The 25,879-nt window shown below is 34.6% G+C and carries 20 protein-coding genes; 16 read left to right on the top strand and 4 right to left on the bottom strand.

Features of this window, described 5'->3' with window-relative positions:
- Nucleotides 1-89 precede the first annotated feature (89 nt).
- The 5 genes from ABEG63_RS11520 to ABEG63_RS11500 all read left to right on the top strand — a co-directional run bounded on the left by ABEG63_RS11520 (nucleotide 90) and on the right by ABEG63_RS11500 (nucleotide 4,449).
- Nucleotides 90-1,112: a glutaminyl-peptide cyclotransferase gene (locus ABEG63_RS11520; RefSeq protein WP_346584910.1), complete on the top strand. Its 1,023-nt coding sequence runs from the start codon at nucleotides 90-92 to the stop codon at nucleotides 1,110-1,112.
- 256 nt (nucleotides 1,113-1,368) lie between these two features.
- Nucleotides 1,369-2,394, top strand: a complete 1,026-nt coding sequence (locus tag ABEG63_RS11515) for a glutaminyl-peptide cyclotransferase (protein ID WP_346584909.1) — start codon at nucleotides 1,369-1,371, stop codon at nucleotides 2,392-2,394.
- A 90-nt stretch (nucleotides 2,395-2,484) separates the two neighbouring features.
- On the top strand, nucleotides 2,485-3,408 hold the full coding sequence (locus tag ABEG63_RS11510) for a hypothetical protein (RefSeq protein WP_346584908.1): 924 nt from the start codon (nucleotides 2,485-2,487) through the stop codon (nucleotides 3,406-3,408).
- A gap of 40 nt (nucleotides 3,409-3,448) precedes the next feature.
- Nucleotides 3,449-4,063 (top strand): deoxynucleoside kinase, encoded by a 615-nt coding sequence (locus ABEG63_RS11505; RefSeq protein ID WP_312396383.1) that lies wholly within the window; start codon nucleotides 3,449-3,451, stop codon nucleotides 4,061-4,063.
- Between the two features lie 35 nt (nucleotides 4,064-4,098).
- Nucleotides 4,099-4,449, top strand: a complete 351-nt coding sequence (locus tag ABEG63_RS11500) for an ArsC/Spx/MgsR family protein (protein WP_346584907.1) — start codon at nucleotides 4,099-4,101, stop codon at nucleotides 4,447-4,449.
- Between the two features lie 56 nt (nucleotides 4,450-4,505).
- Here ABEG63_RS11500 and ABEG63_RS11495 read toward each other — a convergent pair whose 3' ends face one another.
- Together ABEG63_RS11495 and ABEG63_RS11490 are read right to left on the bottom strand one after the other, a co-directional pair.
- Nucleotides 4,506-4,811, bottom strand: a complete 306-nt coding sequence (locus tag ABEG63_RS11495) for a DUF493 family protein (protein WP_267402544.1) — start codon at nucleotides 4,809-4,811, stop codon at nucleotides 4,506-4,508.
- Between the two features lie 40 nt (nucleotides 4,812-4,851).
- The gene (locus ABEG63_RS11490; RefSeq protein WP_346584904.1) at nucleotides 4,852-5,529 is read right to left on the bottom strand and encodes a DUF4197 family protein; all 678 of its coding nucleotides are present in this window, start codon (nucleotides 5,527-5,529) and stop codon (nucleotides 4,852-4,854) included.
- Nucleotides 5,530-5,905: 376 nt separating this feature from the next.
- Between ABEG63_RS11490 and ABEG63_RS11485 the strand changes: the two genes are divergently transcribed.
- From ABEG63_RS11485 to ABEG63_RS11455, 7 genes are all read left to right on the top strand, one after another.
- Nucleotides 5,906-8,749 (top strand): SusC/RagA family TonB-linked outer membrane protein, encoded by a 2,844-nt coding sequence (locus ABEG63_RS11485; protein WP_346584903.1) that lies wholly within the window; start codon nucleotides 5,906-5,908, stop codon nucleotides 8,747-8,749.
- A 5-nt stretch (nucleotides 8,750-8,754) separates the two neighbouring features.
- Nucleotides 8,755-10,221 (top strand): RagB/SusD family nutrient uptake outer membrane protein, encoded by a 1,467-nt coding sequence (locus ABEG63_RS11480; RefSeq protein WP_346584901.1) that lies wholly within the window; start codon nucleotides 8,755-8,757, stop codon nucleotides 10,219-10,221.
- A gap of 76 nt (nucleotides 10,222-10,297) precedes the next feature.
- Nucleotides 10,298-11,686 (top strand): glucoamylase family protein, encoded by a 1,389-nt coding sequence (locus ABEG63_RS11475; RefSeq protein WP_346584899.1) that lies wholly within the window; start codon nucleotides 10,298-10,300, stop codon nucleotides 11,684-11,686.
- A gap of 306 nt (nucleotides 11,687-11,992) precedes the next feature.
- A complete protein-coding gene (locus tag ABEG63_RS11470) occupies nucleotides 11,993-12,700 on the top strand; it encodes a prolyl oligopeptidase family serine peptidase (RefSeq protein ID WP_267402549.1) in 708 nt (235 codons plus the stop codon).
- The gene (locus ABEG63_RS11465) at nucleotides 12,700-13,083 is read left to right on the top strand and encodes a hypothetical protein (RefSeq protein ID WP_346584897.1); all 384 of its coding nucleotides are present in this window, start codon (nucleotides 12,700-12,702) and stop codon (nucleotides 13,081-13,083) included. Before ABEG63_RS11470 ends, ABEG63_RS11465 begins: the two co-directional genes overlap by 1 nt.
- 51 nt (nucleotides 13,084-13,134) lie before the next feature.
- Nucleotides 13,135-15,462 carry a beta-glucosidase BglX gene (bglX, locus tag ABEG63_RS11460; RefSeq protein ID WP_346584896.1) on the top strand — a complete coding sequence of 776 codons (2,328 nt, stop codon included), beginning with the start codon at nucleotides 13,135-13,137 and terminating at the stop codon, nucleotides 15,460-15,462.
- A 111-nt stretch (nucleotides 15,463-15,573) separates the two neighbouring features.
- The gene (locus ABEG63_RS11455) at nucleotides 15,574-15,975 is read left to right on the top strand and encodes a hypothetical protein (RefSeq protein ID WP_346584895.1); all 402 of its coding nucleotides are present in this window, start codon (nucleotides 15,574-15,576) and stop codon (nucleotides 15,973-15,975) included.
- 243 nt (nucleotides 15,976-16,218) lie between these two features.
- Here ABEG63_RS11455 and ABEG63_RS11450 read toward each other — a convergent pair whose 3' ends face one another.
- Nucleotides 16,219-17,385, bottom strand: coding sequence for an iron-containing alcohol dehydrogenase (locus ABEG63_RS11450; RefSeq protein ID WP_346584893.1), 1,167 nt, complete (start codon nucleotides 17,383-17,385; stop codon nucleotides 16,219-16,221).
- A 67-nt stretch (nucleotides 17,386-17,452) separates the two neighbouring features.
- Nucleotides 17,453-18,337: a helix-turn-helix transcriptional regulator gene (locus ABEG63_RS11445; protein WP_346584892.1), complete on the bottom strand. Its 885-nt coding sequence runs from the start codon at nucleotides 18,335-18,337 to the stop codon at nucleotides 17,453-17,455.
- A 493-nt stretch (nucleotides 18,338-18,830) separates the two neighbouring features.
- Here ABEG63_RS11445 and purB point away from each other — a divergent pair, with 493 nt between their 5' ends.
- The 4 genes from purB to ABEG63_RS11425 all read left to right on the top strand — a co-directional run bounded on the left by purB (nucleotide 18,831) and on the right by ABEG63_RS11425 (nucleotide 25,854).
- The gene (gene purB, locus ABEG63_RS11440; RefSeq protein WP_267402554.1) at nucleotides 18,831-20,258 is read left to right on the top strand and encodes an adenylosuccinate lyase; all 1,428 of its coding nucleotides are present in this window, start codon (nucleotides 18,831-18,833) and stop codon (nucleotides 20,256-20,258) included.
- A gap of 57 nt (nucleotides 20,259-20,315) precedes the next feature.
- A complete protein-coding gene (locus tag ABEG63_RS11435; RefSeq protein WP_346584891.1) occupies nucleotides 20,316-21,278 on the top strand; it encodes a WG repeat-containing protein in 963 nt (320 codons plus the stop codon).
- Between the two features lie 29 nt (nucleotides 21,279-21,307).
- Entirely contained in the window at nucleotides 21,308-25,003 is a 3,696-nt protein-coding gene (locus ABEG63_RS11430) for a phosphoribosylformylglycinamidine synthase (protein WP_346584890.1), read from the top strand.
- A gap of 149 nt (nucleotides 25,004-25,152) precedes the next feature.
- Nucleotides 25,153-25,854: a DUF3667 domain-containing protein gene (locus ABEG63_RS11425; protein ID WP_346584889.1), complete on the top strand. Its 702-nt coding sequence runs from the start codon at nucleotides 25,153-25,155 to the stop codon at nucleotides 25,852-25,854.
- Nucleotides 25,855-25,879 lie beyond the last annotated feature (25 nt).

Raw genomic sequence — 25,879 nt, 5'->3', positions numbered from 1 at the left:
CGGTTATATTACAATTTAGTAAACCATCAGCCCAAAATTCGTAAAGCGGAATAAAATTTGCTACTTTTGGGAAAAATATTTAGATTTCAATGAAAAAAAATATAATAGCAGGTTTTGCGGCGGTTTTGATGTTGGCTTCATGTAATAATGACAAAAAAATTCTTGATACATTAGCAGATTTCAATAATTCTAAAGAAAGTACAGGATATCATTTTGGAGACAAGCTTGATCTTCCGAAAGACATCACAGATAAAGCGGAGACCATTACCATCAGCTTCGGAGATAAAGAAACGACAAGTCTTACTATCGATCCGAAATTTTATACGTTGGGTGATAATGCCGTAACTTTTAATATTAAAACAAAAGGCGGGGAAACGTTAACGCAAGATGCTACCATTAATGTTTTTGCGAAAAATCCGGAGAAAAGTATCGCCTATCAGATCATTGCTGAATATCCTCACGATATAAAAAACTTCGTTCAGGGATTTCAGGTAGAAGGAAATACGATTTATGAAAGTGACGGACAAAACGGCTCTTCACAAATTTTAAAATATACTTTGGGAACCACAACTCCTTTGGTTGCTACAAAGCAGGCTCCTGAGGATTTTTCTGAAGGGAGTACAATCGTGGGTGACAAAGTATATCAATTAACATGGCAAAGCAAAAAAGGCTATGTTTATGACAAAGCTTCTTTGAAATTATTGTCTGAATTTCCTTATCCGAACGTTCTTGGTGAAGGTTGGGGCTTAACCTATGACGGGAAATATCTTATCGCATCGGACGGAAGTAAATTGTTGTATTTCTTAGATCCGAAAGATCCTTCAAAAATGGTGAAATACATTGCGGTGGCAGGAAATACGGAAGCATACGATCAATTGAATGAGCTTGAATTTCACAACGGATTTATCTATGCCAACGTTTGGCAGAAACCGATTGTCTTAAAAATTAATCCTGCCAACGGTGAAGTGGTCGGAAAATTCGATTTTACAGATATTGCGAAGCAAAATACAAAAGGAAGCGATGATGTCTTAAACGGAATTGCTTTTAAAGGCGAAAATATGTTGGTTACAGGTAAAAACTGGCCCAAGATCTATGAAGTTCAGATTAAGTAATTAATCAACCTCTATCAATAAAATACATTAGCGTTCCTTTTTGGAGCGCTATTTTCTTGTTATAAAGAATTAAGTTTTTTACGTCTGTTCGAGTGTTTTTCGCAGTGAAACGAAGAAAAATGTATCGAGAACTTTTATCAAATAAAAACTTTTCAAAATTAATCCAAAGTTACATCCAATTATTCATGAACTATTACTTTCAACTCAGGCTAAATAGGTTTAAAATTACTATTTTTGAAAAATGATTCAGAACTCAATGAAAAAAAATATTGTCCTAGGTTTTGCCACGGTATTTTTCCTGGCTTCTTGTAATAATAAAGAAAAAATGATGGATACGCTGGCGGATTATAATAATTCGAAGCAAGATCAGGGTTATCATTTTGGCGATAAAATTACACTTCCAAAAGAGGTTACCGATGATGCAGAAGCTATCACTGTCAGTTTTGGAGACAAAGAAACTTCCAATTTAACGGTGGATCCGAAGTTTTTTTCTTTGGGAGATAATAATGTTTCTTTTATCATTAAAACTAAAGGTGGCGAGACTTTAAATCAGGATGCTACCATTAATGTTTTTGCTAAAAATCCTGAACAGAATATTAATTATCAAATTGTTGCTGAATATCCTCATAATCCGAAAAATTTTGTTGAAGGTTTTCAGATGGATGGTAATTTCATTTACGAAAGCGATGGCTTAACAGGCGATTCTCAACTCATCAAATATACGCTGGGATCTACTGCTCCTATGATTGTAGCTAAACAGCCCGCGGATATTTTTTCTGAAGGTTGCGCCATTGTAGGTGATAAAATCTATCAGTTGACTTATCAGAATAGAAAAGGGTTTGTGTATGATAAAAATACATTGAAAAAAATCTCAGAATTTGCGTTACCAAATGCCATGATGGAAGGTTGGGGACTTACATTTGACGAAAAAAATCTTGTGGCAACAGATGGTTCTAAAAATCTGTTTTTTCTTGATGTGAATAATCCTCCAAAAGTCGTGAAAACCCTTGCTGTTGCAGGAAATACTGAAGCATTCGAAAAGATCAACGAACTGGAATATCACAACGGTTTTATTTATTCTAATGTGTGGCACAGACCGATTATTCTGAAAATTAATCCGGCTAACGGAGAAGTGGTAGGCAAATTCGACTTTACAAAACTGACGGCCGAAAATGATAGTGGAGATAGCGAGCATGTTTTAAACGGAATTGCCTTTAAAGGTGATAATATGCTGATAACAGGGAAAAACTGGGCGAAAATTTTTGAAGTTTCATTCAAATAATATTAAAATATAAACTTCGTTTAAGTATAAATAAAAGGCTGTAAATTGCAGACGTTCCGTTTAAGAAAGTTATCTTTACCAAAATAAAATTTGAGATTCCTACATTTAATATTTGTTTTTGCATTCTGTGCCATTTCTGCGCAGAAAGCCCTTCCTTTAGATTCTTTAAAATTGAAGGAAGCGAAGGATATGCTTGCCGATGATTACGGGAATCTGTATATCTATAAAAACAAAGATTTCAGCTTTACAAAATATGATTCTTTAGGAAAACAGATTGGGAAACTGATGGTGACGGTTCCGTTTAAAATTCAGACGGTTCAGAATCCTTTAAGTGTGCCGATGTTTTCCGAAAATGCTCAGGAAATGAAATTTGTGGATCAGAATCTTAATGAAATTCAAAAGGTGGATTTCAAGCAGAAATTCGGATTTATTAAAATGGCGTATGCTGAAGATCTGCAACAGATTTGGTTGTTGGATGATAGCATGAAAAGGCTGGTTCAGTATAATTTCAGAAACGATACGACGATCAATTCTTATCCTTTGGATGGCAGTTTTGATGATCTGATGGATCTTTTGGTGTATGAAAATAAAGTATACATTCTCACGAGAAAACATATACGAGTATTTAATTTGAAGTTGGAAAAACTCTTTGAAGCAGAAGTGCTGAATGGGAAAAGATTTCGTCGTGAAAACGACAATATTCTCGTGATTACGAATAATTCTATTCTAAAATATGTTCCGGAAAAAGGCATGGTGAAGGTTTTTGAAGATCCTGATGCACAAATTGTGGATAAAAATACCCTTTCTTATTTTGAAATCAGAGCGAACAAACTTTATCTTTACAGCTTGGAAAACAGAAAAGAAATTAAACAACAAAAAGAGCCTGAGTCCGCTAAAAAATCGATAGAAAATTCAGAAGAAAAGAAGAAAGACGAATCTTCGGAAAAGTCGGATACTTTTGATATGCTGAAACTTTTTGAAGAAATTGGCGAGGTTCAGAAATTGGGAGTTTAATTTATTTTTTTTAATTAATCATAAACATTTAAGGAAAAATATGCACATTGCGGTTACAGGAAATATTGGAGCAGGAAAAACGACATTAACGACGATGCTTTCTAAGCATTACGGATGGGATGCACAGTTTGAAGATGTGGATCACAACCCGTATCTGGAAGATTTTTATGCAGATATGAGCAAGTGGAGTTTTGCGTTGCAGGTGTATTTTTTGGGAAGCAGATTCCGTCAGGTAAAAGAGATCAGAGAAAGTGGAAAAAACATTATTCAGGATCGTACCATTTATGAAGATGCTCATATTTTTGCAGAGAATTTGAATGATATGAAACTTCTTTCAGACAGAGATTTTAGTAATTATTCTTCAGTTTTTAATTTGATGAAATCTTTCGTTTCTGCGCCGGATCTTTTAATTTATCTTAAATCTGATGTTCCGAATTTGGTGAAAAAAATCTACAAAAGAGGAAGAGAATATGAAGCGTCAATTAGCATCGAATATCTTTCGAAACTGAACCAGAAATATGAAAAATGGATCTCGAATTATACGGAAGGGAAGCTTTTGATCATTGAAGTGGATGATTTGGATTTCGTAGAAAAGCCTGAAGATTTTGGATTTATTTTAGAAAAAATTGAAGCGGAACTCAACGGTTTATTTTAATTAAGTTGTAGTCAATAATTTAAATCTCATTTGAAATGCATATTAAAGTTTTACATAATTCGAATTGTTCAAAATCCAATGCGGTGTTGGAATATTTGAAGGAAAATAAAGTTGCTTTTGAGGTAATTAATATTGTCGAAGAGCCTTTGAGTATTTTAGAGATAAAAACGGTATTGAAGAAATTAGGAAAGAATATCTCTGAAATTATTCGAGATAATGAAAAGCTTTATAAAGAACAATTTGCAGATAAAGAATATTCTGAAGAAGAATGGCTAACCATTTTAAGTGAAAATCCATCTTTGGTGCAACGTCCGATTTTGATTAAAGGAAACGAAGCGATCATCGGAAGACCTATCGAGAAAGTGATAGATTTTATTGAGAATTAAGATTTAACTTAATATATAAACTAAAAAGTCAGCATTTACGCTGACTTTTTTCTTTTTTATAATAGAATAACACCTTCTATTTTTGCAACTTCTTTATAAATATGTACCACCTGATCTGCGTCTAAAACAAATGCGTTAATATTGCAGGCAGTATATTTTCCGTTTTTACTTTCGCGGTTTCCCAGCGTGAATTTGATGCCATCAAAAACCTTGTAAATTTCTGTAAGTTTTGATTGGTCTGTCGGAATGATAAATTTAAATAAATAGTCTTCCGGAAAATCGTGGTGACCTTCCAGTTTATCCTTTAAAGACTGATAAAAGTCCTCAGGATTTGCATGTTGATTTCCTTGTAATATATCCATCTACAAATTTTAAATATATATAAAAATAGTGAAAAATTTTCTATTTTCCAAGTGGTCCTAAAAGTGATTTCGAGTTCTGAACTTCATAATCTTCGATGATATTGAATATTCCGTTAACTAATTGTTCAGATGCCAATTGGCTTAATCCACCAGAATTTACTGTTGTTGTATTTCCTCCTAAAAGACTTCCCAGAAAATTACTTCCTGATAAAGCGGTATTAATGCTTTTTACAATTCCATATTGATTAAGCTGCTCATCAACTTTCGGAGCGATGGCTGCAATCAATTGCTGTGAAGTTTTTTCCTTTAAAATCAAAGTAGCCGTTCCTTTTTCACCATTGATGATTCTTGTAACGTCCTGTGCATTCAGGCTATTGACTGCATTTACCAAAATTGGTTTTGAAATATTTACGGTGTATACGGCTGCATCGGCAATATAGGCTCTTTCCTTTTGTACCAAAGACGGAGCCACTTTTTCCAATAGGGAATTAATCTCTCTCAACTGCTTAGGAAGTGCTTTATCTACCATATTATTTTGTAAGAATGCATCTCTATTACTGTAAACATTCACGCCTTTGTCAATTCCGTTCAGCAAAAACTTTTTAATAATGGAAAGTCCCAAATCGGTAGTTGCCAACGTAGTGCAAGAATGAACGCTTGTCGTAATAACTGCGCCTGTTCCTATAACCAAAGCAGCAGCGATAATGTATTTTTTCATTTATAATTCTTAAACTTTATATCTTCTCAAATAACGAACCAAATTTAAACACTATATTCTGTTTAACAAAATTTTAAGCTTAGAACGTTTTTTTGGGAGATTTATTAAAAAGATAGGTGGAAAATCGATTGCATTATTTTTTTTAAAATACATTTTATATTGATAAAATCTCTTTTTAATTATTATTTCGTTGAATATTAATTTTTTTTATAGTTAATTTTTAAAATTTTTATGAAAGATTAACAATATAACGGATATTTTTATAATTTTGGCTAATGTCTTTTTTTGAGAAATACAAAATGATTTGAAATAAGGCATTATAAAAAGGTTTACAAAACCTTACCTCAATTTGATTGTACGAATAAAATTAAACTATATGAAACAAAGTGATTTAAAGTATTCATCACTCATTGCTGTTTTGTACTTTGGTATGAATGTGAATGCACAAACTACGCCAAAAGATACTGTTCCTAAAGAACAGAAAATCGAAGAAGTAGTAATGATTGGTTACGGTAGCCGTAAGAAAGTAGATAATACTACTGCTGTTAGTTCTATTAGCGCTGATGAGGTTACTAAAACGAAAGTTCTTAATGCTTCACAAGCTATTCAAGGTAAAGCTGCGGGGGTACAAGTAACGGCATCTGATATGCCGGGATCTACACCTACCGTTATGATTAGAGGTCTTGGTACAGTTACAGGTGGTAGAACACCATTATATGTAGTTGATGGAATGTTTATGGATAATATTAATAATATTAATTCCAATGATATACTTTCTTATGATATCCTGAAAGATGCTGCTGCACTTGCGATTTACGGTAACAGAGCTGCAAATGGAGTTATTATTATTGCAACAAAGTCGGGAAGAGGAAAATTAAAAGTTGAGTATGATGGTTTGATAGGGGTGAGAAATCCCTTAAAGACTGTAAAAATGGCAAATGCTCAGGAGTTTATTAATTATAATAACACTGCTAATAGTTATCTTGCAGAACCTAAAGTTCCTTTTTCAACAAATCAACCATATAATACAGATTGGTTTAAAGAAATTACGAGAACAGGTATTTATAATCAACATAATGTTGCGATCTCCGGCTCATCAGAAAGCGCGAAGTATTTTCTAAGTTTAAGTAATTATGATGAACAATCTATTCTGAGAGGTACTGATTATAATAGGACTACTATTAGAACTAATAATGAGTTCAAAATCTCTAAGAAAATCACTTTGTCTCAAAACTTGAGCATTGCATTTACTAATAATTCACCTAAACCATTAAGTGCATTTACGAATGCGTATAAGCAGTCACCATTAGTACCGGTACGTTATGCATCAGGACAATATGGTGTTCCTATCATGGATGCAAGTGGTAATATTTCATATTCTGGCTCTAGATTCAATAACGTAGGAAACCCTGTAAGCCAGTTAGATTTCTTTAACGAGAAAAGCAAGAATATGCTTTTACAAGGAGGGCTTAAGTTAGATGTTGAGATCATGAAAGGATTGAAATTTACATCACAGTTCTCTGGTGAATATTCTAATTTTAAATCCTATAATTTCTCTGATGATTTAGGAATCTGGTTAGCTGCTGATCCAACAAGAATTGCTGCAAACTTTGATGGAAATGCAAAAAATACATTAACTAATACTAAAGAAGATTATCATAATTGGGTGCTTTCTAATGTTTTAAATTATAATAGAACATTTGGAAATCACAATATCGATGCAATCATTGGTACTGAATCTTCTGTTAAGAGTGGTATTGATAGAACTTTATTGAGAAGAAAAGATCTTGGTAACGTTTCTGATTATTGGAATTTAGATAATACTAATTATATCAATAATATATTAACACTCAATTCAATATATTTTAATAAGAATACAACAACATCTTATTTTGCTAGAGCTCAATATAAATTGATGAATCGTTATTTATTAAGTGCTACAATAAGACGGGATGGATCTTCTCAGTTTGCCGCTGGCCAAAAATGGGGAACGTTCCCATCATTTGGCGCAGGTTGGATTGTGTCTGAAGAATCTTTCTTAAAAGATAGCTTCTTTGATTTATTGAAATTAAGAGGAGGCTGGGGTAGATTAGGAAACCAAAATGTTCCATTAAGCTATTTGCCACTTTCTTCTGGTACAGATTATAATTATGCTTATGGTAGTAATGCTGTAAGTAATGGTATAACTGTTAACAAGGGACTTGATCCAAACTTAGGATGGGAAATTACAGAAGAATCTTCTTTAGGTTTAGATTTCGGAGTTCTTAATAATCGTTTGACGGGTAGTTTTGATGTGTACAACAGAGAAACTAAAAACTTGATCTTAATGGTTAGAAATTATTTATCTTCCGGGCAAAATGTAGAGTTTCCTTCGCATGTTGGTTCTGTAACTAATAAAGGTATTGAAGCTTCATTCAATTGGGCAGATAAAGTAGGAGAAAACTTTACTTACTCTATTGGAGCTAATTATTCTTATAACAAAAACGAATTAACAAGAGTAAACGATTCTAACATATCTCAAATATCTGGTGGTAGTTTAGGAAATGGGCAGTGGACTAAATTGTTTAATAATACAACAGTAGGACATGCTTTAGGTAGTTTTTACTTATGGGAAGCCGATGGTTATGATGCTAATGGAAACCTAAAATACAAAGATCTTAATGGTAACGGAGTTACTGGATCTGCTGATGCTGGTGATAGAAAATATTTTGATTCATATATTCCTAAATCAACCTTAGGGCTTAATATTTCAATGACATATAAAAACTTAGATTTTAATCTTAGTGGGTATGGTGCTTTTGGATTTAATGTTTACAATGGTAAAAAAGCACAAAGAATTGCCGGGGAAAATATTGAAGCTTCTGTAGCAAATGATTTCTGGACACCTACGAATACAAATGCTGGCAATCCAAGACCATACACAACTATTCCAATTGCTTCAACATTCTTTTTAGAAAAAGGAGATTACTTTAGAATTAATAATATTTCTGTAGGATATACATTTAAAGATATTATGGATCATGTGAAGTCAATTAGACTATATGTAAGTGCTATTAACCCGGTTATTTTCACCAAATATTCTGGATATAATTCTGAGCTAAGTGGATTTAATTCTTCAAGCCCTGCTGATGAAGGAGATCCATATAAACTTGCAGGTGTAGAATTAGATTCTTATCCAGCGCTTAGAAGTTTCGTATTTGGTTTAAACATTAATTTTTAAGAAAAATGAAAAAGAAATATATAATAATATCAGCCCTTGTTCTTACAGGATTATTTAACCAAAGTTGTAGTGATGATTTTATAGAAGTATCTCCTACTGAACAGGTGAATGTTGATGATTTATCTTTATATGATAATAATGAAGGGGCAACAAGTTTTGTGAACTCTATCTATGCTAAATTTTTAGATTGGGATATGAGTAGTTTTGCTTGGATTGGGGTTACTTCAATTACTTCTGATGATGCAGATAAAGGGAGTACTCCTGGAGATACAGGTTCTGATAAAGATATTTTAGATGCTCTTACATTTACTCCATCTACTCCTTCTTTTGAAAGTTTATTTTCTTCAAACTACCAAGGTATTAATAGATGTAACCAAGCTTTAAAATATCTTCCTCAACTTAATAATGCAAGTACTAGTTTGAGAGCCCGACTTACAGGAGAAGCTAAATTTCTTCGTGCATTTATGTACTTTACTTTGGTTAGATCATTTGGAGGAGTTCCTTTAGTAGACCATGTTCCTATATTAGGAAACCAAGATGATGTTGAGATGCAGCTTACAAGAAAAAGCAAAGAAGAAATATATGCTTTTATAGAAAAAGATCTTCTTGATGCTGCAGAAGCTTTACCGAATAAATCAGAATATGGTACTGCAGATGTTGGTCGTGCAACAAAAGGTGCTGCTCATGCATTACTTGCAAAAGTTTACCTTTATCAGAAAAAATATCAATTAGCTATTGATCAATGTAATTTGGTTACAGGCTATTCTCTTACGCCAACTTTTCTAGATATATATAAAGTGTCTGGTGAAAATAATGCGGAGTCAATTTTTGAAATTCAAGGCTCTGGAAATGAAAAAGGAAAAGGAATTCAGCAATATACCCAAGTTCAAGGTGCTAGAGGTACCGGCGGCTGGGGCTGGGGTTTCAATACGCCAACTCAAAATCTGTATGATGCATATACTTCTGAAGGAGATACAGAAAGAAGAGATGCTACTATCATTAAAAAAGGAATGACTTTGTATGATGGAAGAGTTGTTGCGACTGATGCTGACAATAATTATTATAATTATAAAGCATATTCGTCTGCATATACTTCACAAAGCTCTACAGATACTAATATTCGCTATCTTAGATATGCAGAGATACTACTGATAAAAGCCGAAGCTTTAAATGAGTTAGGTCAAACTTCAACAGCAATTCCCTTATTGAATCAAGTAAGAGATAGAGCGAAGATTGCTAATACAACGGCTACTACTCAATCAGCTTTAAGAACTGCAATTTGGAAAGAAAGAAGATTAGAATTAGCATTTGAGCACGACAGATGGTTTGATTTGGTAAGAACAGGGCAGGCTGAATCTGCTATGGCAGCTAATGGTAAAACATTTGTTGTTGGAAAGCATGAAGTTTTTCCTTTGCCTCAGACATTTATTACTGAAGCTAAAGGTCGTTCAGCTCAGAACCCGAACTACTAAAAATTTAATCAATAAAATCACAGAGGAGAATGAAAATTCTCCTCTTCTTTTAGGGATCAACTTTAAAATTTGAATTATGAAAAGGATAGTACTATCAATGGCTGTTGTATCATTAATTACGGTTTCCTGCAAAAATTCTCAGACGCTTAAACCCTCCAACTCTCAAACTCAGATTGTAAAAAACGATATTACGGATGAGCAATTGATGGATAAAGTTCAGAAAGAGTCTATAAAATATTTCTGGGACTACGCAGAACCCAATTCTAAATTAGGAAGAGAGCGTTATCATGAAGATAATATTTATCCTGATAATGATAAGCACGTCATCACGACAGGCGGCTCCGGATTTGGTCTAGCGACAATTTTGGTGGGTGTGGAAAGAGGTTTCGTTCCAAGAAAAGAAGCGGTAAAAAGATTGACTACGATGATGGACTTTCTGGCAAAATCAGACCGTCATAAAGGTGCTTGGTCACACTGGATCAACGGGGAAACAGGAAAAACCGTTCCCTTCGGAAAAAAAGATAATGGTGGAGATTTGGTAGAAACTGCGTTTTTAACTTCAGGAATTTTAATGGTTCGTGAATATTTCAAAAACGGAAATGCCGAAGAAAAAGCACTTGCCCAAAAATGTGACGAACTTTGGAAAGGAATTCAATGGAATTGGTACACGAAAGGCGGAGAAAAAGTATTGTACTGGCATTGGTCACCGGAATATCAATGGGAAATGAACTTCCCGCTTCAAGGTTATAATGAATGTTTAATCACGTATATTTTAGCAGCTTCGTCGCCAACCTATCCAATCGACGCTGAAACGTATTATAAAGGCTGGACAAGGAACGGAACTTACCTTTCAGATAAAGAAAAATATGGACTTCCAATGTATGTTAAGCACAACGGAGCTGAAGAATATGGCGGACCATTATTCTGGACTCAGTATTCTTACATCGGTTTAGATCCAACAAATTTATCAGATAAATTAATCAAAAATTACTTTGATTTAAACAAAAATCAGGTTCTTATCGATTATAAATATTGTGTTGAAAATCCAAAAGGCTGGAAAGGATACGGAGCAAATTACTGGGGATTGACAGCAGGTTATTCAAGAAATAAAGACGGAAGTGTCGGTTACGACGCTCATTTTCCACAAAATGACCACGGAGTGATTACTCCGACGGCAGCGTTGAGCAGTTTCCCATATTCACCCAAAGAATCGATGGATTTTCTGAGATTTATCTATACGCAAAAACCTGAATTTATCGGTTCTGCAGGACCTTACGATGCTACTTCTATTAATTACTACAATTGGTTTACCCCAAGATATTTAGCGATTGATCAGGGAACGATTGCTCCGATGATAGAAAATTACAGAACCGGATTTTTATGGAAATTATTCATGAATGCTCCGGAAATTCAACAGGGATTAAAGAAATTAAGTTTCAAATCTGAAAAATATAATATCAAATAGTATTTTTCAGAAGCTTAATTGTATTTTCCGAATAAATTTTAAATAAAACTTAAAAAACCTAAGAACCTGTTTAAATTATATGATATAATCTTCATTGTTTACTTCATTTGCTTAATTAAAATAAACTTTGTTTATTTTTTTTTAACATTAAGGCTTTAAGCTAATGAAGCTAAATACGATTAAGAAATCAATAGATTGATTTTTATTAAGCTCTTTAAGTAAAGAATCTTTAAAACTGAACTTCTTAATGTTAAAAATGTCAACTTTAAGCAGGATCTAAATCAAATTACAAACTAAATTATTCAAATGAAAATTAAACTAACACACTTACCACTTTTACTTTTACCATTTTCTTTAAGCGTACATGCTCAGGAAATAAAAACAACATTCAATAAAGAGGTGAAGAGAACCGAGAAAATATCTTACGTTCTCGATTATCCTCAAAAAGTAAAAGGAAATGTTCCGTTAATTGTATTTCTTCACGGTTCGGGAGAAAGAGGAAACGATCTGGAAGCTGTAAAAGCGCACAGTCCGTTTACGTACAGGAATTTAATTAATGAACCTGTGGCAATTTTGGCTCCCCAATGCCCTGCAGATACTTGGTGGGATACGGTAAGCGTTTATAATTTGATTAAAGAAATTCAGAAAAAGTATAAGATCGATGCTTCCAGAATTTACCTTACAGGACTTTCGATGGGAGGGTGGGGAACACTGAAACTGGCTATGGAACATCCTGAAATGTTTGCTGCCGTAGTTTCCGTTTGCGCACCGACCGATCGAGTGATGTATGCGAACATCAATCAATACAAAGATTTAAATATGAAAATTTTTCACGGCGGAATGGACGATGTTGTTTTGCCTGAAAATGCTTTTAATTTTTACCAAAAACTTCATCCGGTAAATCCATCGGCAGAATTAACGATTTTCCCAAATGATAATCATAATTCATGGGATTCTACATATTCAAACCCCGCGTTGTATGAATGGATGTTGAGTAAAAAGAAAGAGAAATAATGGATCTGGTTTTTATTGCATTAAACCAACCTGATGACGATGCTCTTCTTAACGAAGATTTGTTTTTCGATAAGTGCGATAAAGAAGATATATTATACGAATGCAAGTTTATAGAAGAAGAAAATTTTTCTAATTTATTGAATTTTATTTTTCAGACTGAAGTTGAAATAGAATATAAGCAGTTAAAAAATAGAAAGTTAATGAATTTATTTAAATATAAAGGAAAGCATCTTCATCCGAATAACTTGGAAAAAGAATATTTTAGATGGCTCGATATTTCAAAAAATGACAATACAATGAATGAATACGGCAGTTTGATTTGTGTTTTGGGATATTTAGAATCAAATAAAAATAAAAACGAATTGTACTTAATTGTAGAATAGTTTAAAGAATTAAAACAAAAAAATAGAACTATAATTTAAGAAGATAGATTTATGAGAAAGTTAATTGTAATCGCGACTTTAGCGCTAGCACCTGTAGTTTCGGCTCAGGAAATGGTAACGAAGCCCGTTCAGTCTTATCAGACGGCGCAGTATCAGGCTAAAAAGAAAGCTTTTGTAGATAATCTTTTGGCTAAAATGACTTTAGACGAGAAAATCGGACAGCTGAATTTACCAAGTTCGGGAGATTTTACGACAGGTCTGGCTAAAAGCTCCGATATCGGAAAAAAAGTAGAGCAAGGTTTAGTCGGCGGACTATTCAATATAAAAGGAGCTGATAAAATCAAAGCCGTTCAGAAAGTAGCGGTAGAAAACAGCCGTCTGAAAATTCCAATGATTTTCGGAATGGACGTGATTCACGGTTACGAAACCACTTTCCCTATTCCATTAGGATTAGCGGCTTCTTGGGATATGAATTTAGTTCAGCAGTCAGCAAAAGTTGCAGCAAAAGAAGCAGCAGCCGACGGAATTAACTGGACGTTTTCGCCAATGGTGGATATTTCCCGCGAGCCAAGATGGGGAAGGGTTTCTGAAGGTTCTGGAGAAGATCCTTATTTAGGAAGTGAAATTTCTAAAAACATGGTCTACGGTTACCAAGGAAAAGATTTAGCAAACGGAACCAATATTTTGGCTTGTGTAAAGCACTTTGCACTATACGGAGCTGGTGAAGCGGGTAGAGATTATAATACGGTTGACATGAGCCACGTGAGAATGTTCAACGAATATTTTCCACCTTATAAAGCGGCTGTGGATGCGGGTGTAGCGTCTGTGATGGCATCTTTCAACGAAGTAGACGGAGTTCCTGCGACCGGAAACAGATGGTTGCAAACCGAAGTATTGAGAAATATGTGGAAATTCAAAGGTTTCGTAGTGACCGATTATACGGGGATCAACGAGATGGTAGACCACGGAATGGGAGATCTTCAGCAAGTTTCAGCTTTAGCTTTGAAAGCCGGAGTTGATATGGATATGGTAGGTGAAGGATTTTTAACTACATTGAAAAAATCTTTATCTGAAGGGAAAGTGACTCAGGCTGAGATCGATATGGCAACGAGAAGAATTCTTGAAGCAAAGTATGATTTAGGTTTGTTCGATAATCCATACAAACACGGAGATGCGAAATTAGCTGCAAAAGAGGTGTACAGCATGGAAAACCGTAATATTGCGAGAAACGTAGCTTCTCAGTCTATGGTTTTGATGAAAAATGAAAACCAGGTTTTACCATTGAAAAAATCAGGAACGGTTGCTGTGATCGGACCATTGGTAAACAACTCAATGAATATGGCAGGAACTTGGAGTGTGGCTACAAAACACGCAATTTCTGTTAATTTGATGCAAGGTCTTCAGGCTAATTACGGGAAGGACGTAAAATTCCTTTCTGCTAAAGGAGCAAACATCGATTATGATGCAAAATTAGAAGACATCTACGCAGCTCACGGGAAGAAAACGGATAGAGATAATCGTTCAAAAGAAGCTTTACTAAAAGAAGCGGTAGACGTTGCCAATAAAGCAGACGTTATCGTTTTGGCCATCGGAGAATCTGCGGAAATGAGCGGAGAATCTTCTTCAAGAACTGAAATCACGATTCCTCAGTCTCAGGTTGATTTATTAAATGAATTGAAAAAGACAGGAAAGCCAATCGCAATGGTTCTTTTCACAGGTCGTCCTTTGGCTTTAACGAATGTAAAAGATACGCCTGATGCTATTCTGAATGCTTGGTTCCCAGGTTCAGAAGCCGGAAATGCGATTGCTGATGTTCTTTTTGGAAAGATAAATCCTTCAGGAAAATTACCGATGACGTTCCCAAGAAGTTTAGGACAGGTTCCAATCTATTATAACGCGAAAAATACAGGCCGCCCATTAAGTCAGGAATTGACTGATAAATGTGAATACCAAAGATTCCGTTCGAATTATATGGATGAGTGTAACACGCCGTTGTATCCGTTTGGGTTTGGTTTGAGTTATTCTAAATTCAATTATTCTGATGTAACGGTTTCTAACGCTAATCCAAAAGGTGAGCAAACGATTCAGGCTTCGGTAACGGTAACAAACTCTGGAAATTATGATGGCGCTGAGGTGGTTCAGTTATACATCAGAGATATGGTGGGAAGCATCACAAGACCGGTAAAAGAATTGAAAGGATTCCAAAAAGTAATGTTGAAAAAAGGAGAATCTAAAACGGTTACCTTCGACATCAGCCCTGAAAATCTGAAATTCTACAACGGAGATTTGAAATATGATTGGGAAGCCGGAGATTTTGATATTATGATTGGTACAAACTCAGAAGAGGTGAAACATTCAAAAATCAATTGGACGAAATAATTTTTTATAAGCCACTCATAACGAGTGGCTTTTTTTGTAACTTAAAAAGAAATTAACTAATACCAAACTTTGGCATATTTTTTACCAAATGAAAACTTAAATATTTACAATATGAAAAAAACTATTTTATTAGGAGCAATGTTCCTTGGATCTTTAGCATTTGCCCAGAAAGTTGGCGGCGACAGAGATGTTCACGGCTGCATCAGTTCGGCAGGTTATACTTATTCGCAACTTAGAAATGATTGTGTACGTGTTTTTGAACAGAAAATTAAACTCAATGAAGTTAAATCTGATAAGAGCTATACTTCGATGACAGCAGTTATTTTCAACAAAAGCATGAGCAAAGCTGAAATTTTTATTCCCGATGGAAATGCTAAAAGTATTATTCTGGAAAGACAGGGTAAGGGCAAAATTTGGAAAAGCGGAAGTCACGTTAAAGAAAGCTACGTTTTAGTTCCTTATAAGAAAAAAGGCTATCAGATTAAAAAAGATGATGTAGTGATTTATCAATAAAACAAAACAGGAAGTCAATTTTGGTTTCCTGTTTTTATTTTAAACTTAAATTTTGTAGCTTTTTCCCGCTTTCGCTACTCGCTTTTTTCAAGTTTCGGTTTCGGCGGCGAAGCCGCCGAAACCGAAACTTGAAAAAGAGCTCAAACATGCCGCTCGACGGGGACTAGTAATAAACATGCCGAAAAAAAACGTTATAGGTTTCAAAAACCTATAACGTTTAATTATAATCGTAGGATTAAAATATTATCCTGCAACAACTTCCTCAGCATATACAACACCTTCATAACAAGCATTGTAAATAGTTTTCAATTCATCCAAAGAAGGAACTCTTGGGTTGAACCCTGTACAAGGATCTACCAAAGCGTTGTTCGCGATATAATCAAGATTCTTATCCCAATCTTCTCTTGAAATTCCGAATTCTTTGATTGCGGATTGATTATTAACCTCCGAACGTAAAGTTTCAATAGCCTGAGCTAAATCTTCAGCCGTTTCTTTACCAATTACTCTTGCTAAATCAGGAAAACGATTTGTTGCTTGAGCGTTATAACGAATTACATTCGGAAGGAAAATCGCGTTAGAAGCTCCGTGAGGAATTCCGTATAAAGCACCAACCTGGTGAGATAAAGAGTGAACAATCCCCAACCAAGCATTGTTGAACGCCAATCCAGCCATAAATGAAGCATCATGCATATTCTGACGAGCTACAATATTGTTCGGGTTTTCTACCGCTTCTTTCAAATTATTAAAAACAATTTCCAAACCTTCTTTTGAAAGTGCATCTGCGATATTATTATCAATGTTAGAAACGTAAGCTTCCACACAGTGAGTTAAAGCATCAAGACCTGTGTTTGAAGTCACGTGAGCCGGCATTGAAGCACAGATTTCACCATCAACAATTGCGATATCCGGAGTCAATTCATAAGAAACGATAGGATATTTTACGCCTTTTTCTCTGTCCGTAATTACAGCAAGACCTGTTGTTTCTGTTCCTGTTCCGCTTGTAGAAGGAATAGCAATAAACTTCGCTTTATTTCTTAAAACCGGAACCGTGAAAGGCTTGATCATTGCATCGAAATCTGCATCAGGATATTCATAGAAAACCCACATAATTTTTGCAGCATCAATCGCAGAACAGCCTCCTAAACCGATGATCCAGTCTGGTTGGAAAGCTTGAATCATTTCAGCTCCTTTTGCGCAAGTTGCTGATGACGGATCTTCTTCTACACCTTCGAAAATCTGAGTTTCGATTCCCGCTTCTGTAAGGTAAGCAACCGCTTTATCCAACGTTCCGCTTTTTCTCATCGAGCTTCCTCCTGTTACGATTACCGCCTTTGTACCTTTGATATTTGCTAATTCAGAAAGAGTTCCCGCGCCATGAAAAACTTCTCCTGCAATAAATAATTTGCTCATTTTTTTATTTAATTTTTGATGAAACAAAATTAGACAAGCCAAAACGAGCAATGTTATACAAACAAGACTATGCGTTATACATTTGCGCCAGTTCCTGCTGAAGTTCGGTTGGTGTTTCTTTCAATTTTGCTTTTACAAATTTGTTGAGCGCGGAAGGAGAGTTGAAACCTAAATCAAAAGCGATTTCTTTATGAGAAAGGTCTGAAAACATCAATTGACGTTTTATTTCCATTAAGATTCTATTATGAATCGCCTGAATTGCCGTTTCTCCACAATGTTTTTTCGTAATTGAATTTAATTTTTTTGGAGTAATGGCCAATTCTTCAGCATAATATTGAACGGTTCGGTATTGTTTGTAATGTTCATTCAATAATTTTTTAAACCGAACATAAATTGGTTTGTCTGCCGTTTCTTTATGTAAAATAGGATGCAAACCGTGAACGGATTCAATTAAACCTAATAAAAAGATCTTGATTTGAAATCTTGCCTGTTCCTTTTTAATCAAACTCGGTTTCTGATAAATTCCCTGAATAATTTGAATGGAATTTAAACTTTGCTCAAAATCTTCATGGGAAAGAATAGTGCAATTAAGCTGAGTCGAAAGATTGACATTATACGTACTCAATTCGTTTTTCAGAATATCTGAACAGAATAAGATTTCTTCAAACAGAATAACTTTCCCTTTTAAATCTGAACTTAAATCTGAAATAAAATGAACCTGCTCCGGAAAAACAACGGAAATTTTTCCGGCCTTCAAATAATGAATTTTATCCTCAATATGAAGCTGAAGTGTTCCATTTTCGATAATGATAATTAAGAAATGATCTTTTTTGTGAGGCTTAAAATAATCCTTTAAATTTTCTTCATTCAAATCAAAAACCCGAAAAGACAGATTTTTATCTTCTTCTTTCTGAATATTTTTTTTGATTTCTAATTTCCTCAAACCACCCATTTCATTATTGTTTTAAAACGAAGCAACAAATTTATGATAAAACATTTTCAGTTTGCAAGATTTATAATAATGAAAATCTTCAGGAGCAATTTAATTACATCGAAAAGTTATTTCTATTTTTTTATTTGAAGCTTTTTCCGGCTTTCCACTATATCTTTTGGGTTACGGGCTCCGCTTCGCTGCGCCCGCAACCCAAAAGGATGCCGTTTCAATCCGGGCTATTTTAGACGACCTAGGAAGTTGTAGCGTTAAAAAAATGAATTTTGTGAACGTTAAGAAAATTCTATTGTTCGAAGCGCGACACAAATTATGAAATGGAAACCAATTCTGAATTCGCGCAAGTTTAGAATTTTTAGAGAACAGAAGGCATTTTTAGCGAAAGATTCCAGTCTTGAATTTTTGGTGATTTTGTTTCAAGACAAAAGCACAGAGAGATTTTTCTCTCTCGTTTAAAAACTGTATTTTTGCATATCTAAAAAAGTAAAAGAAAAGAATGAATTCCTACAAAAATCCTTTGGAAGAACGCTATTCAAGCGAAGAAATGTTGTTTAACTTTTCTCACAATAATAAATTCCAGAACTGGAGAAAGCTTTGGATTGCCCTTGCTGAAATCGAAAAAGATCTTGGACTTGATATCACAGACGAGCAAATCGCTGAATTGAAAGCCAATGCAGAAAATATCGATTACGAAAAAGCGGCTGAGTACGAGAAAAAATTCAGACATGATGTAATGGCTCACGTTCACGCGTATGGTGATGTGGCGCCTTCTGCAAAAGGAATTATTCACTTGGGAGCAACTTCGGCGTTTGTAGGAGATAATACAGATTTAATTCAAATCCGTGACGGACTTTTAATTTTAAAGAAAAAGTTGGTGAACGTAATGAAGAATCTTTCTGATTTTGCTATTCAATACAAAGATTTACCGACTTTAGGATTTACTCACTTCCAGCCGGCTCAGTTAACGACAGTTGGAAAAAGAGCAACACTTTGGTTACAGAGTTTAGTTCTTGATATTGAGGAACTTGATTTCTTCCTAGAAACATTAAGATTCAGAGGTGTAAAAGGAACTACAGGAACTGCTGCAAGTTTCCTTGAGCTTTTCAACGGTGATTATTCTAAAGTTAAACATTTAGATAAAGAACTTTCAAAAAGATTCGGTTTCGAAAAAGTTTTCGGAGTTTCCGGACAAACTTATGACAGAAAAATTGATGCTAAAGTTGTAGCCTTATTAGGAAATATTGCACAGTCTGCACATAAATTCACAAACGATTTACGTCTTCTTCAAAATTTGAAAGAAATTGAAGAACCATTCGAGAAAAACCAAATCGGTTCATCGGCAATGGCTTATAAGCGTAATCCAATGAGAAGCGAAAGAATCGGAGCATTGGCAAAATATGTGATGTCTTTAACGACAAGTTCTGCAATGGTTGCTTCAACACAATGGTTTGAAAGAACATTGGATGATTCTGCAAACAAGAGATTAACAATTCCTCAAGCATTTTTAGCAGTTGATGCCATCCTATTGATTTGGAACAACATCATGAACGGAATCGTGGTTTATCCAAACAGAATCAACAAACATATTATGGAAGAACTTCCTTTCATGGCGACAGAATACATCATCATGGAAGAGGTGAAAGCTGGTGGCGACCGTCAGGAAATCCACGAAGTGATCAGAGTTCATTCTATGGAAGCGTCTAAAAAAGTGAAAGAAGAAGGTAAGGAAAACGACCTTATCGAAAGAATCTTAAACGACGATTCATTAAAACTAGATAAATCAAAATTAAAAGAAGTTCTTGATCCTAAAAACTTTATCGGTTTTGCGCCAATTCAGACGGAGGAATTCATCGCGAATGAAGTTCAGCCGATTATTGATGCCAACAAAGATCTGATAGGATTAGAGGCTGATCTTAAAGTATAATTTAATATGCAGTCTTTTCGGCTGCATATTTTATTTTTAACTAAACCAAACCGATTCATGAAAAAAATACTTTTAGTCATTTTATTAATGCCCATGCTTTCTTTTTCTCAGGAAAAGGAAGTTTTAAAGTATTTTAAATCAAAAGATTCATTGGTTGGAGTTAAAGATCAAAACGGGAAAATTGTCGTTCCTGCACAGTTTAAAGTTTTTTCTTATTTGAAAGACGGAGAATTGGTAAAAGGTGAAACAATCTATTTTGATGGTTTTAAAAATGATGATAAGCCTGGAAAAAATGAATGGGGCTACGTCTACGACAAAAAAGGAAATTTCCTCTACAAACCCTTCTTTTACGACAACGGAGCAGATTATTTCTCTGAAGGAGTAAGAAGGTTTGTTAAGGACGGAAAAGTTGGTTTTGTAGACAGAAACGGAACGGTTATCATTAAACCTGAACATGATTTTGTCTCACCTTTCAATTACGGTTATGCAGCTTTTTGTGATGATTGTAATTGGGAAAAAACAAAAGATGAACATGAAGCAATGGTTGGTGGAACTTGGGGAGTGATGAATTTCAAAGGAGAAATTGTGATGCCTGTTTCAAAATCTGAAAATACGATTGAAGTTGATGGAAAATATTTTCCGAATCCATTCAAATACAACGAAAAAGAGAAGACCATTCTTCAGTTTTTCGAGAATAAAAATAAGAAACTTTCAGAGTTGTATTATGTAAATCATTACACGAAATTATCTGAAAATGAAAAGAAATTATTCTTCGAAATCATAGAAAGGCCAAAAGAAAATTTTCCTTTTTATCAGGTCAATACTTACGATTACAGAAGAATAGAAACGGGATCTTGGTTTGATTTCAAATTCTTAATTTCAGAAGATGGCAAAAATATTTTTGCGCTGGATTATGATGAAGAAAAAATTCCTTTTGAAAAATGGTTGAAAAAAGAAACAAAAGAAGCCGAACAATATCAGAAGGAACATCCGGATAATCCGAATAAATTAAGTAAATAAGTCTAATAATATTTAATATCTGACATCTAATGTCTCAAAACAAAAGAATTTTCGTAGAAAAGAGAGGAATTTTCGATGTGGAAAGTCCAAAAATTTTTGATGAAGTAAAAGCGGTGGTTCCGTCTATCCAAAGCGTAAAAGTGTATAACGTTTACGATATTTTTGGATTAAACGATGGTGAATTCGAAAAAGTTGTGAATAGCACTTTCGTAGATCCGGTTACTGATATTTTAATCGAGGAAAATCCGGCACAAGGAACTCATTTCGCATTAGAATTTTTGCCTGGTCAATATGATCAACGTGCAGATTCTGCTCAGCAATGTATAGCTTTACTGACTGGAAATGAGAAGTCTAAAGTAAGAAGCGGAAAATTAATCGAGTTTGAAGGAATTTCTGAATCTGATTTAGTTAAAATCAAAGACCTTTTAATTAATAAGGTTGAATCTCAGGAAAAAGATTTATCAACTTTAAATATTCCTGCGGAAGAAACGCCTTCAAAAGTGATTGTTCATGAAGGTTTTATCAATTTTGATGATGCTCAATTAGGGGAATTCTTCAACAATCACGGTTTTGCATTAGGTTTGGATGATTTGAAGTTCATTCAGGAATATTTTAAAACTGAAGAGAGAAATCCTACGGAAACTGAACTTAAAGTTTTAGACACGTATTGGAGCGACCACTGTCGTCACACAACGTTTGAAACAGAATTGTCAAATATTGAATTTGAAGGACAGTTTAAACATATATTGGAAACAATTTTCAATGATTATATCGAAAAAAGAAAATTCTTAGGACGTGAATTGAAACCAATTTCGTTAATGGATTTGGCGACAGTTTGCGGAAGATATTTCCATAAAACAGGGAATTTGGAGAATCTTGTTGTTTCAGATGAAATCAACGCATGCACCATCCAAATCGAAGCTGAATACGACGGAAAAAAAGAACCTTGGTATTTATTATTCAAAAATGAAACGCACAATCACCCGACAGAAATTGAGCCTTTTGGTGGAGCTTCAACGTGTTTAGGTGGTGCAATCAGAGATCCTTTGTCCGGTCGTTCTTTCGTTTTCCAGGCGATGAGATTAACGGGTGCTGCTGATGTTTTGGAATCTGTAGATCAAACGTTACCAGGGAAATTACCTCAAAAAACAATCACAAAACAGGCTGCAAACGGATATTCTTCTTACGGTAATCAAATCGGTTTGGCGACTACAATGGTTTCCGAAATCTACGATGAAGGCTACAAAGCAAAAAGAATGGAAGTTGGTTTTGTTGCCGGAGCGGTTCCTGTGGATTGGGTAAGACGTGAAAAACCTGAAGCTGGTGATTCTATCATCATTTTAGGTGGGGCAACTGGTCGTGATGGTGTTGGTGGAGCAAGTGGAAGTTCAAAAGAACAGGACGAAACTTCAATCCACACGATGAGTTCTGAAGTTCAGAAAGGAAATGCCGTTGAAGAGCGTAAAATCCAGAGATTATTCAGAAATCCTGAAGTAACAAGACTAATTAAAAAATCAAATGACTTCGGAGCTGGAGGTGTTTCCGTAGCAATCGGTGAAATCGCTGATTCTTTGGAAGTTAATCTGGATGTTTTACCTTTAAAATACGAAGGTTTAAATGGAACTGAACTGGCTATTTCTGAATCTCAGGAAAGAATGGCGGTTGTGGTTGAGCCAAAAGATAAAGAAAAATTCATCAAATTCTGTGAGGCTGAAAACATTGTAGCTGTTGAAGTTGCAAAAGTGACAGATTCCGGAAGAATGCAGATGTTCTGGAAAGGCGATAAAATTGTTGACCTTTCGAGAGCGTTTTTGGATACAAACGGTTGTTCAAAAAGTCAGGAAGTTAAAATTACTCACCTGAATGAAATAAAAGAAGAAACTCCTGCATTTAATGAAGAGAATTTCTTGAAAATATTAAGCGATAAAAACGTTGCTTCTCAAAAAGGGTTGTTGGAAATGTTTGATTCATCGATTGGTGCGACTACGGTTGCGATGCCTTTAGGTGGAAAATATCAGCAGACTTTGATGGAAGGAAGTGTTCAGACCTTGCCAATCATCGGAGCAAAAAATATCGAAACAGTTTCTTTGGCGAGTTGGGGATTCGATGCAGAGATTTCTAAGCAAAATTCTTTGTTGGGAGCTTCTTACGCGGTTGTAGAAAGTGTTGCGAAAATCGTTGCGATGGGTGGCGATTATAAAAATATCAGATTCAGTTTCCAGGAATATTTTGAGAAATTGGGTCAGAATCCTGAAAAATGGGGTAAACCTTTGGCTTCGCTTTTAGGAGCTTACGATGCTCAAATTAATTTCGGTTTGGCTGCAATTGGTGGTAAAGATTCAATGAGTGGAACGTATCAGGATCTGAATGTTCCGCCAACGTTGATTTCTTTCGCTTGTGCGAACGGAGAAAAGAAAAATATTATCTCTCCTGAATTTAAAGGTGAAGGAAATAAAGTGTATTTCTTCAATCATATTGCTCAGGAAAACGGACTTCCAAATTACAATGCTTTAAAAGATGTTTATGAACTTATTTTCGAAAACATCAAAGATGGAAAAATCGTTTCAGTTAAAACGGTTAAAGAAGGTGGAGTTGCAGTTGCTTTAGCAAAAATGAGCTTCGGAAACAGATTAGGTGCTGAAATTACAGTTGATGAAACAGCTTTATTAGCTAAAAATATCGGAAGCTTAATTATTGAATCTAAAGAAGAATTAAGCTCAACAAATCTTCAATTAATTGGAAAAGTCGTTGCAGAGGAAGTATTAACAATCAATCAGCAACAAATAGCAATCAACAAATTGTTAGCTGCAAACACGAATACATTCGAAAACCTTTTCCCAACGATTGAAAAAGAGAAAATAACGGTTGCTATTGATGAAAAATTAAATTCAATCAACCCTAGAAATATCATTATTAAAAAACAAGGAATCGCTCAACCCAAAGTATTCGCACCGGTTTTCCCAGGGACAAACTGTGAGTACGATACGTTGAATGCTTTCGCAAAAGAAGGAGCTGCAATCAGTAGCTTACCTCTAATTAACATCAATCACCAATTATTGGATGAAAGTATTGATGCTTGGGTTGAGGAAATTAAAACTTCTCAGATTTTGGCTTTCTCAGGAGGTTTCTCTGCAGGTGACGAGCCGGATGGTTCTGCAAAATTCATTGTCAACGTTTTGAAAAACGAAAAGATGAGAAATGCAGTTCACGAATTGTTAGACAGAGACGGAATGATTATCGGAATATGTAACGGTTTTCAAGCGTTGGTTAAATCTGGATTGTTACCTTACGGAAGAATCAAAGATTTAGATGAAAATTCTCCGACGTTGGCTCACAATGCGATCAGAAGACATATTTCTCAGATGGTGAATGTAAGAGTTGTCAATGACGAATCACCTTGGTTAAAAGGAATGAAAGATCAGGTTTTCACCATTCCGATTTCTCATGGTGAAGGTCGTTTTATGGCTTCAGAAGCGGAAATTCAGAAGTTGTATGAAAACGGACAAATCGCAACTCAATATTTAGATTTAGAAGGAAATATCGCTCACGGAATGCCGTTCAATCCAAATAATTCATTATTCGGAATTGAAGGCGTTACCAGCCCAGACGGAAAAATTTTCGGTAGAATGGGACATCCTGAACGTTTTGCAGAAGGTTTAATGAAGAATATTCCAACTGCGAATTATCACAATATCTTCAAAAACGGAGTTGAATACTTTAAATAAATCAACTTTGTCAAAGTTCTGAACTTTGACAAAGTTTTTCGATACAAACCCCATAGATTTTTAGATTCTATGGGGTTTTTTAATGATGACTTAACAAATAAGTTCCTATTTTTGTAAACATAATTATAGAAACTAAAAACAATAACCTGATGAACGAAGAAAATTCTTCTGACCATAAAAAAACAATCAAAAGAATCGATGCGCATTATATTTCTCATGAGATTCAGCATCTTTTTCATGTTGATAAAGGCTTCCCTTTTACACTCAAAGAACTTTTGATACGTCCCGGAAAAACGGTGAGAGAATATCTTACAGAGAACCGTGAAAAGTATGTAAAACCTATCGCCTTCTTGGTTTTTTCTGCAGTGATTTATACTTTAATTATTCATTGGTTTCATATCGAAGTGCTTATCTTTAATATAAAAGCATTGGGTGAATCTTCCACTGGGGAAAGTAACCATTATATCGATGCAATCAATAATTGGGTAGATTCTCACCTCGGATATTCTGCTTTGATTATTGGTTTTTTTATGGCATTGTGGACGAAGTTATTCTTTTATAAAAATGGCTATAATATTTTTGAGATTTTTGTACTCTTGTCTTATATTTTTGGGGTATTTTTTATTTCAGTTTTGTTCTTTCTATTGATTGGAAAGCTGCTAAATTTATTTATAATCGCTCAAGTTGGAATATATTTCGTTCAAGTATACTTTATCTGGGCAATTGGACAGTTTTTTGGAGAAAAGAAATTTTTAAATTATATCAAAAGCCTGGTTTGTTTATTTTTAGGACTTGTTACCTACAAATACAGCTTAATCTTATTAACTTTTTTAATACAAATTTTTAAGTAATTATTTTAAAGTTTTCCTTTTGAAA

This window comes from Chryseobacterium sp. C39-AII1, from assembly GCF_039672645.1.
Classification (GTDB): domain Bacteria; phylum Bacteroidota; class Bacteroidia; order Flavobacteriales; family Weeksellaceae; genus Chryseobacterium.
Note: the sequence above shows the minus strand (reverse complement) of the source record. Positions and strands in the feature narration are given on the sequence as shown.

Coding starts and splice junctions, on each gene's coding strand:
- ABEG63_RS11520 (WP_346584910.1), top strand. CDS start 90: ATGAAAAAAAATATAATAGCAGGTTTTGCGGCGGTTTTGATGTTGGCT.
- ABEG63_RS11515 (WP_346584909.1), top strand. CDS start 1,369: ATGAAAAAAAATATTGTCCTAGGTTTTGCCACGGTATTTTTCCTGGCT.
- ABEG63_RS11505 (WP_312396383.1), top strand. CDS start 3,449: ATGCACATTGCGGTTACAGGAAATATTGGAGCAGGAAAAACGACATTA.
- ABEG63_RS11500 (WP_346584907.1), top strand. CDS start 4,099: ATGCATATTAAAGTTTTACATAATTCGAATTGTTCAAAATCCAATGCG.
- ABEG63_RS11495 (WP_267402544.1), bottom strand. CDS start 4,811: ATGGATATATTACAAGGAAATCAACATGCAAATCCTGAGGACTTTTAT.
- ABEG63_RS11490 (WP_346584904.1), bottom strand. CDS start 5,529: ATGAAAAAATACATTATCGCTGCTGCTTTGGTTATAGGAACAGGCGCA.
- ABEG63_RS11485 (WP_346584903.1), top strand. CDS start 5,906: ATGAAACAAAGTGATTTAAAGTATTCATCACTCATTGCTGTTTTGTAC.
- ABEG63_RS11480 (WP_346584901.1), top strand. CDS start 8,755: ATGAAAAAGAAATATATAATAATATCAGCCCTTGTTCTTACAGGATTA.
- ABEG63_RS11475 (WP_346584899.1), top strand. CDS start 10,298: ATGAAAAGGATAGTACTATCAATGGCTGTTGTATCATTAATTACGGTT.
- ABEG63_RS11470 (WP_267402549.1), top strand. CDS start 11,993: ATGAAAATTAAACTAACACACTTACCACTTTTACTTTTACCATTTTCT.
- ABEG63_RS11465 (WP_346584897.1), top strand. CDS start 12,700: ATGGATCTGGTTTTTATTGCATTAAACCAACCTGATGACGATGCTCTT.
- bglX (WP_346584896.1), top strand. CDS start 13,135: ATGAGAAAGTTAATTGTAATCGCGACTTTAGCGCTAGCACCTGTAGTT.
- ABEG63_RS11455 (WP_346584895.1), top strand. CDS start 15,574: ATGAAAAAAACTATTTTATTAGGAGCAATGTTCCTTGGATCTTTAGCA.
- ABEG63_RS11450 (WP_346584893.1), bottom strand. CDS start 17,385: ATGAGCAAATTATTTATTGCAGGAGAAGTTTTTCATGGCGCGGGAACT.
- ABEG63_RS11445 (WP_346584892.1), bottom strand. CDS start 18,337: ATGGGTGGTTTGAGGAAATTAGAAATCAAAAAAAATATTCAGAAAGAA.
- purB (WP_267402554.1), top strand. CDS start 18,831: ATGAATTCCTACAAAAATCCTTTGGAAGAACGCTATTCAAGCGAAGAA.
- ABEG63_RS11435 (WP_346584891.1), top strand. CDS start 20,316: ATGAAAAAAATACTTTTAGTCATTTTATTAATGCCCATGCTTTCTTTT.
- ABEG63_RS11430 (WP_346584890.1), top strand. CDS start 21,308: ATGTCTCAAAACAAAAGAATTTTCGTAGAAAAGAGAGGAATTTTCGAT.
- ABEG63_RS11425 (WP_346584889.1), top strand. CDS start 25,153: ATGAACGAAGAAAATTCTTCTGACCATAAAAAAACAATCAAAAGAATC.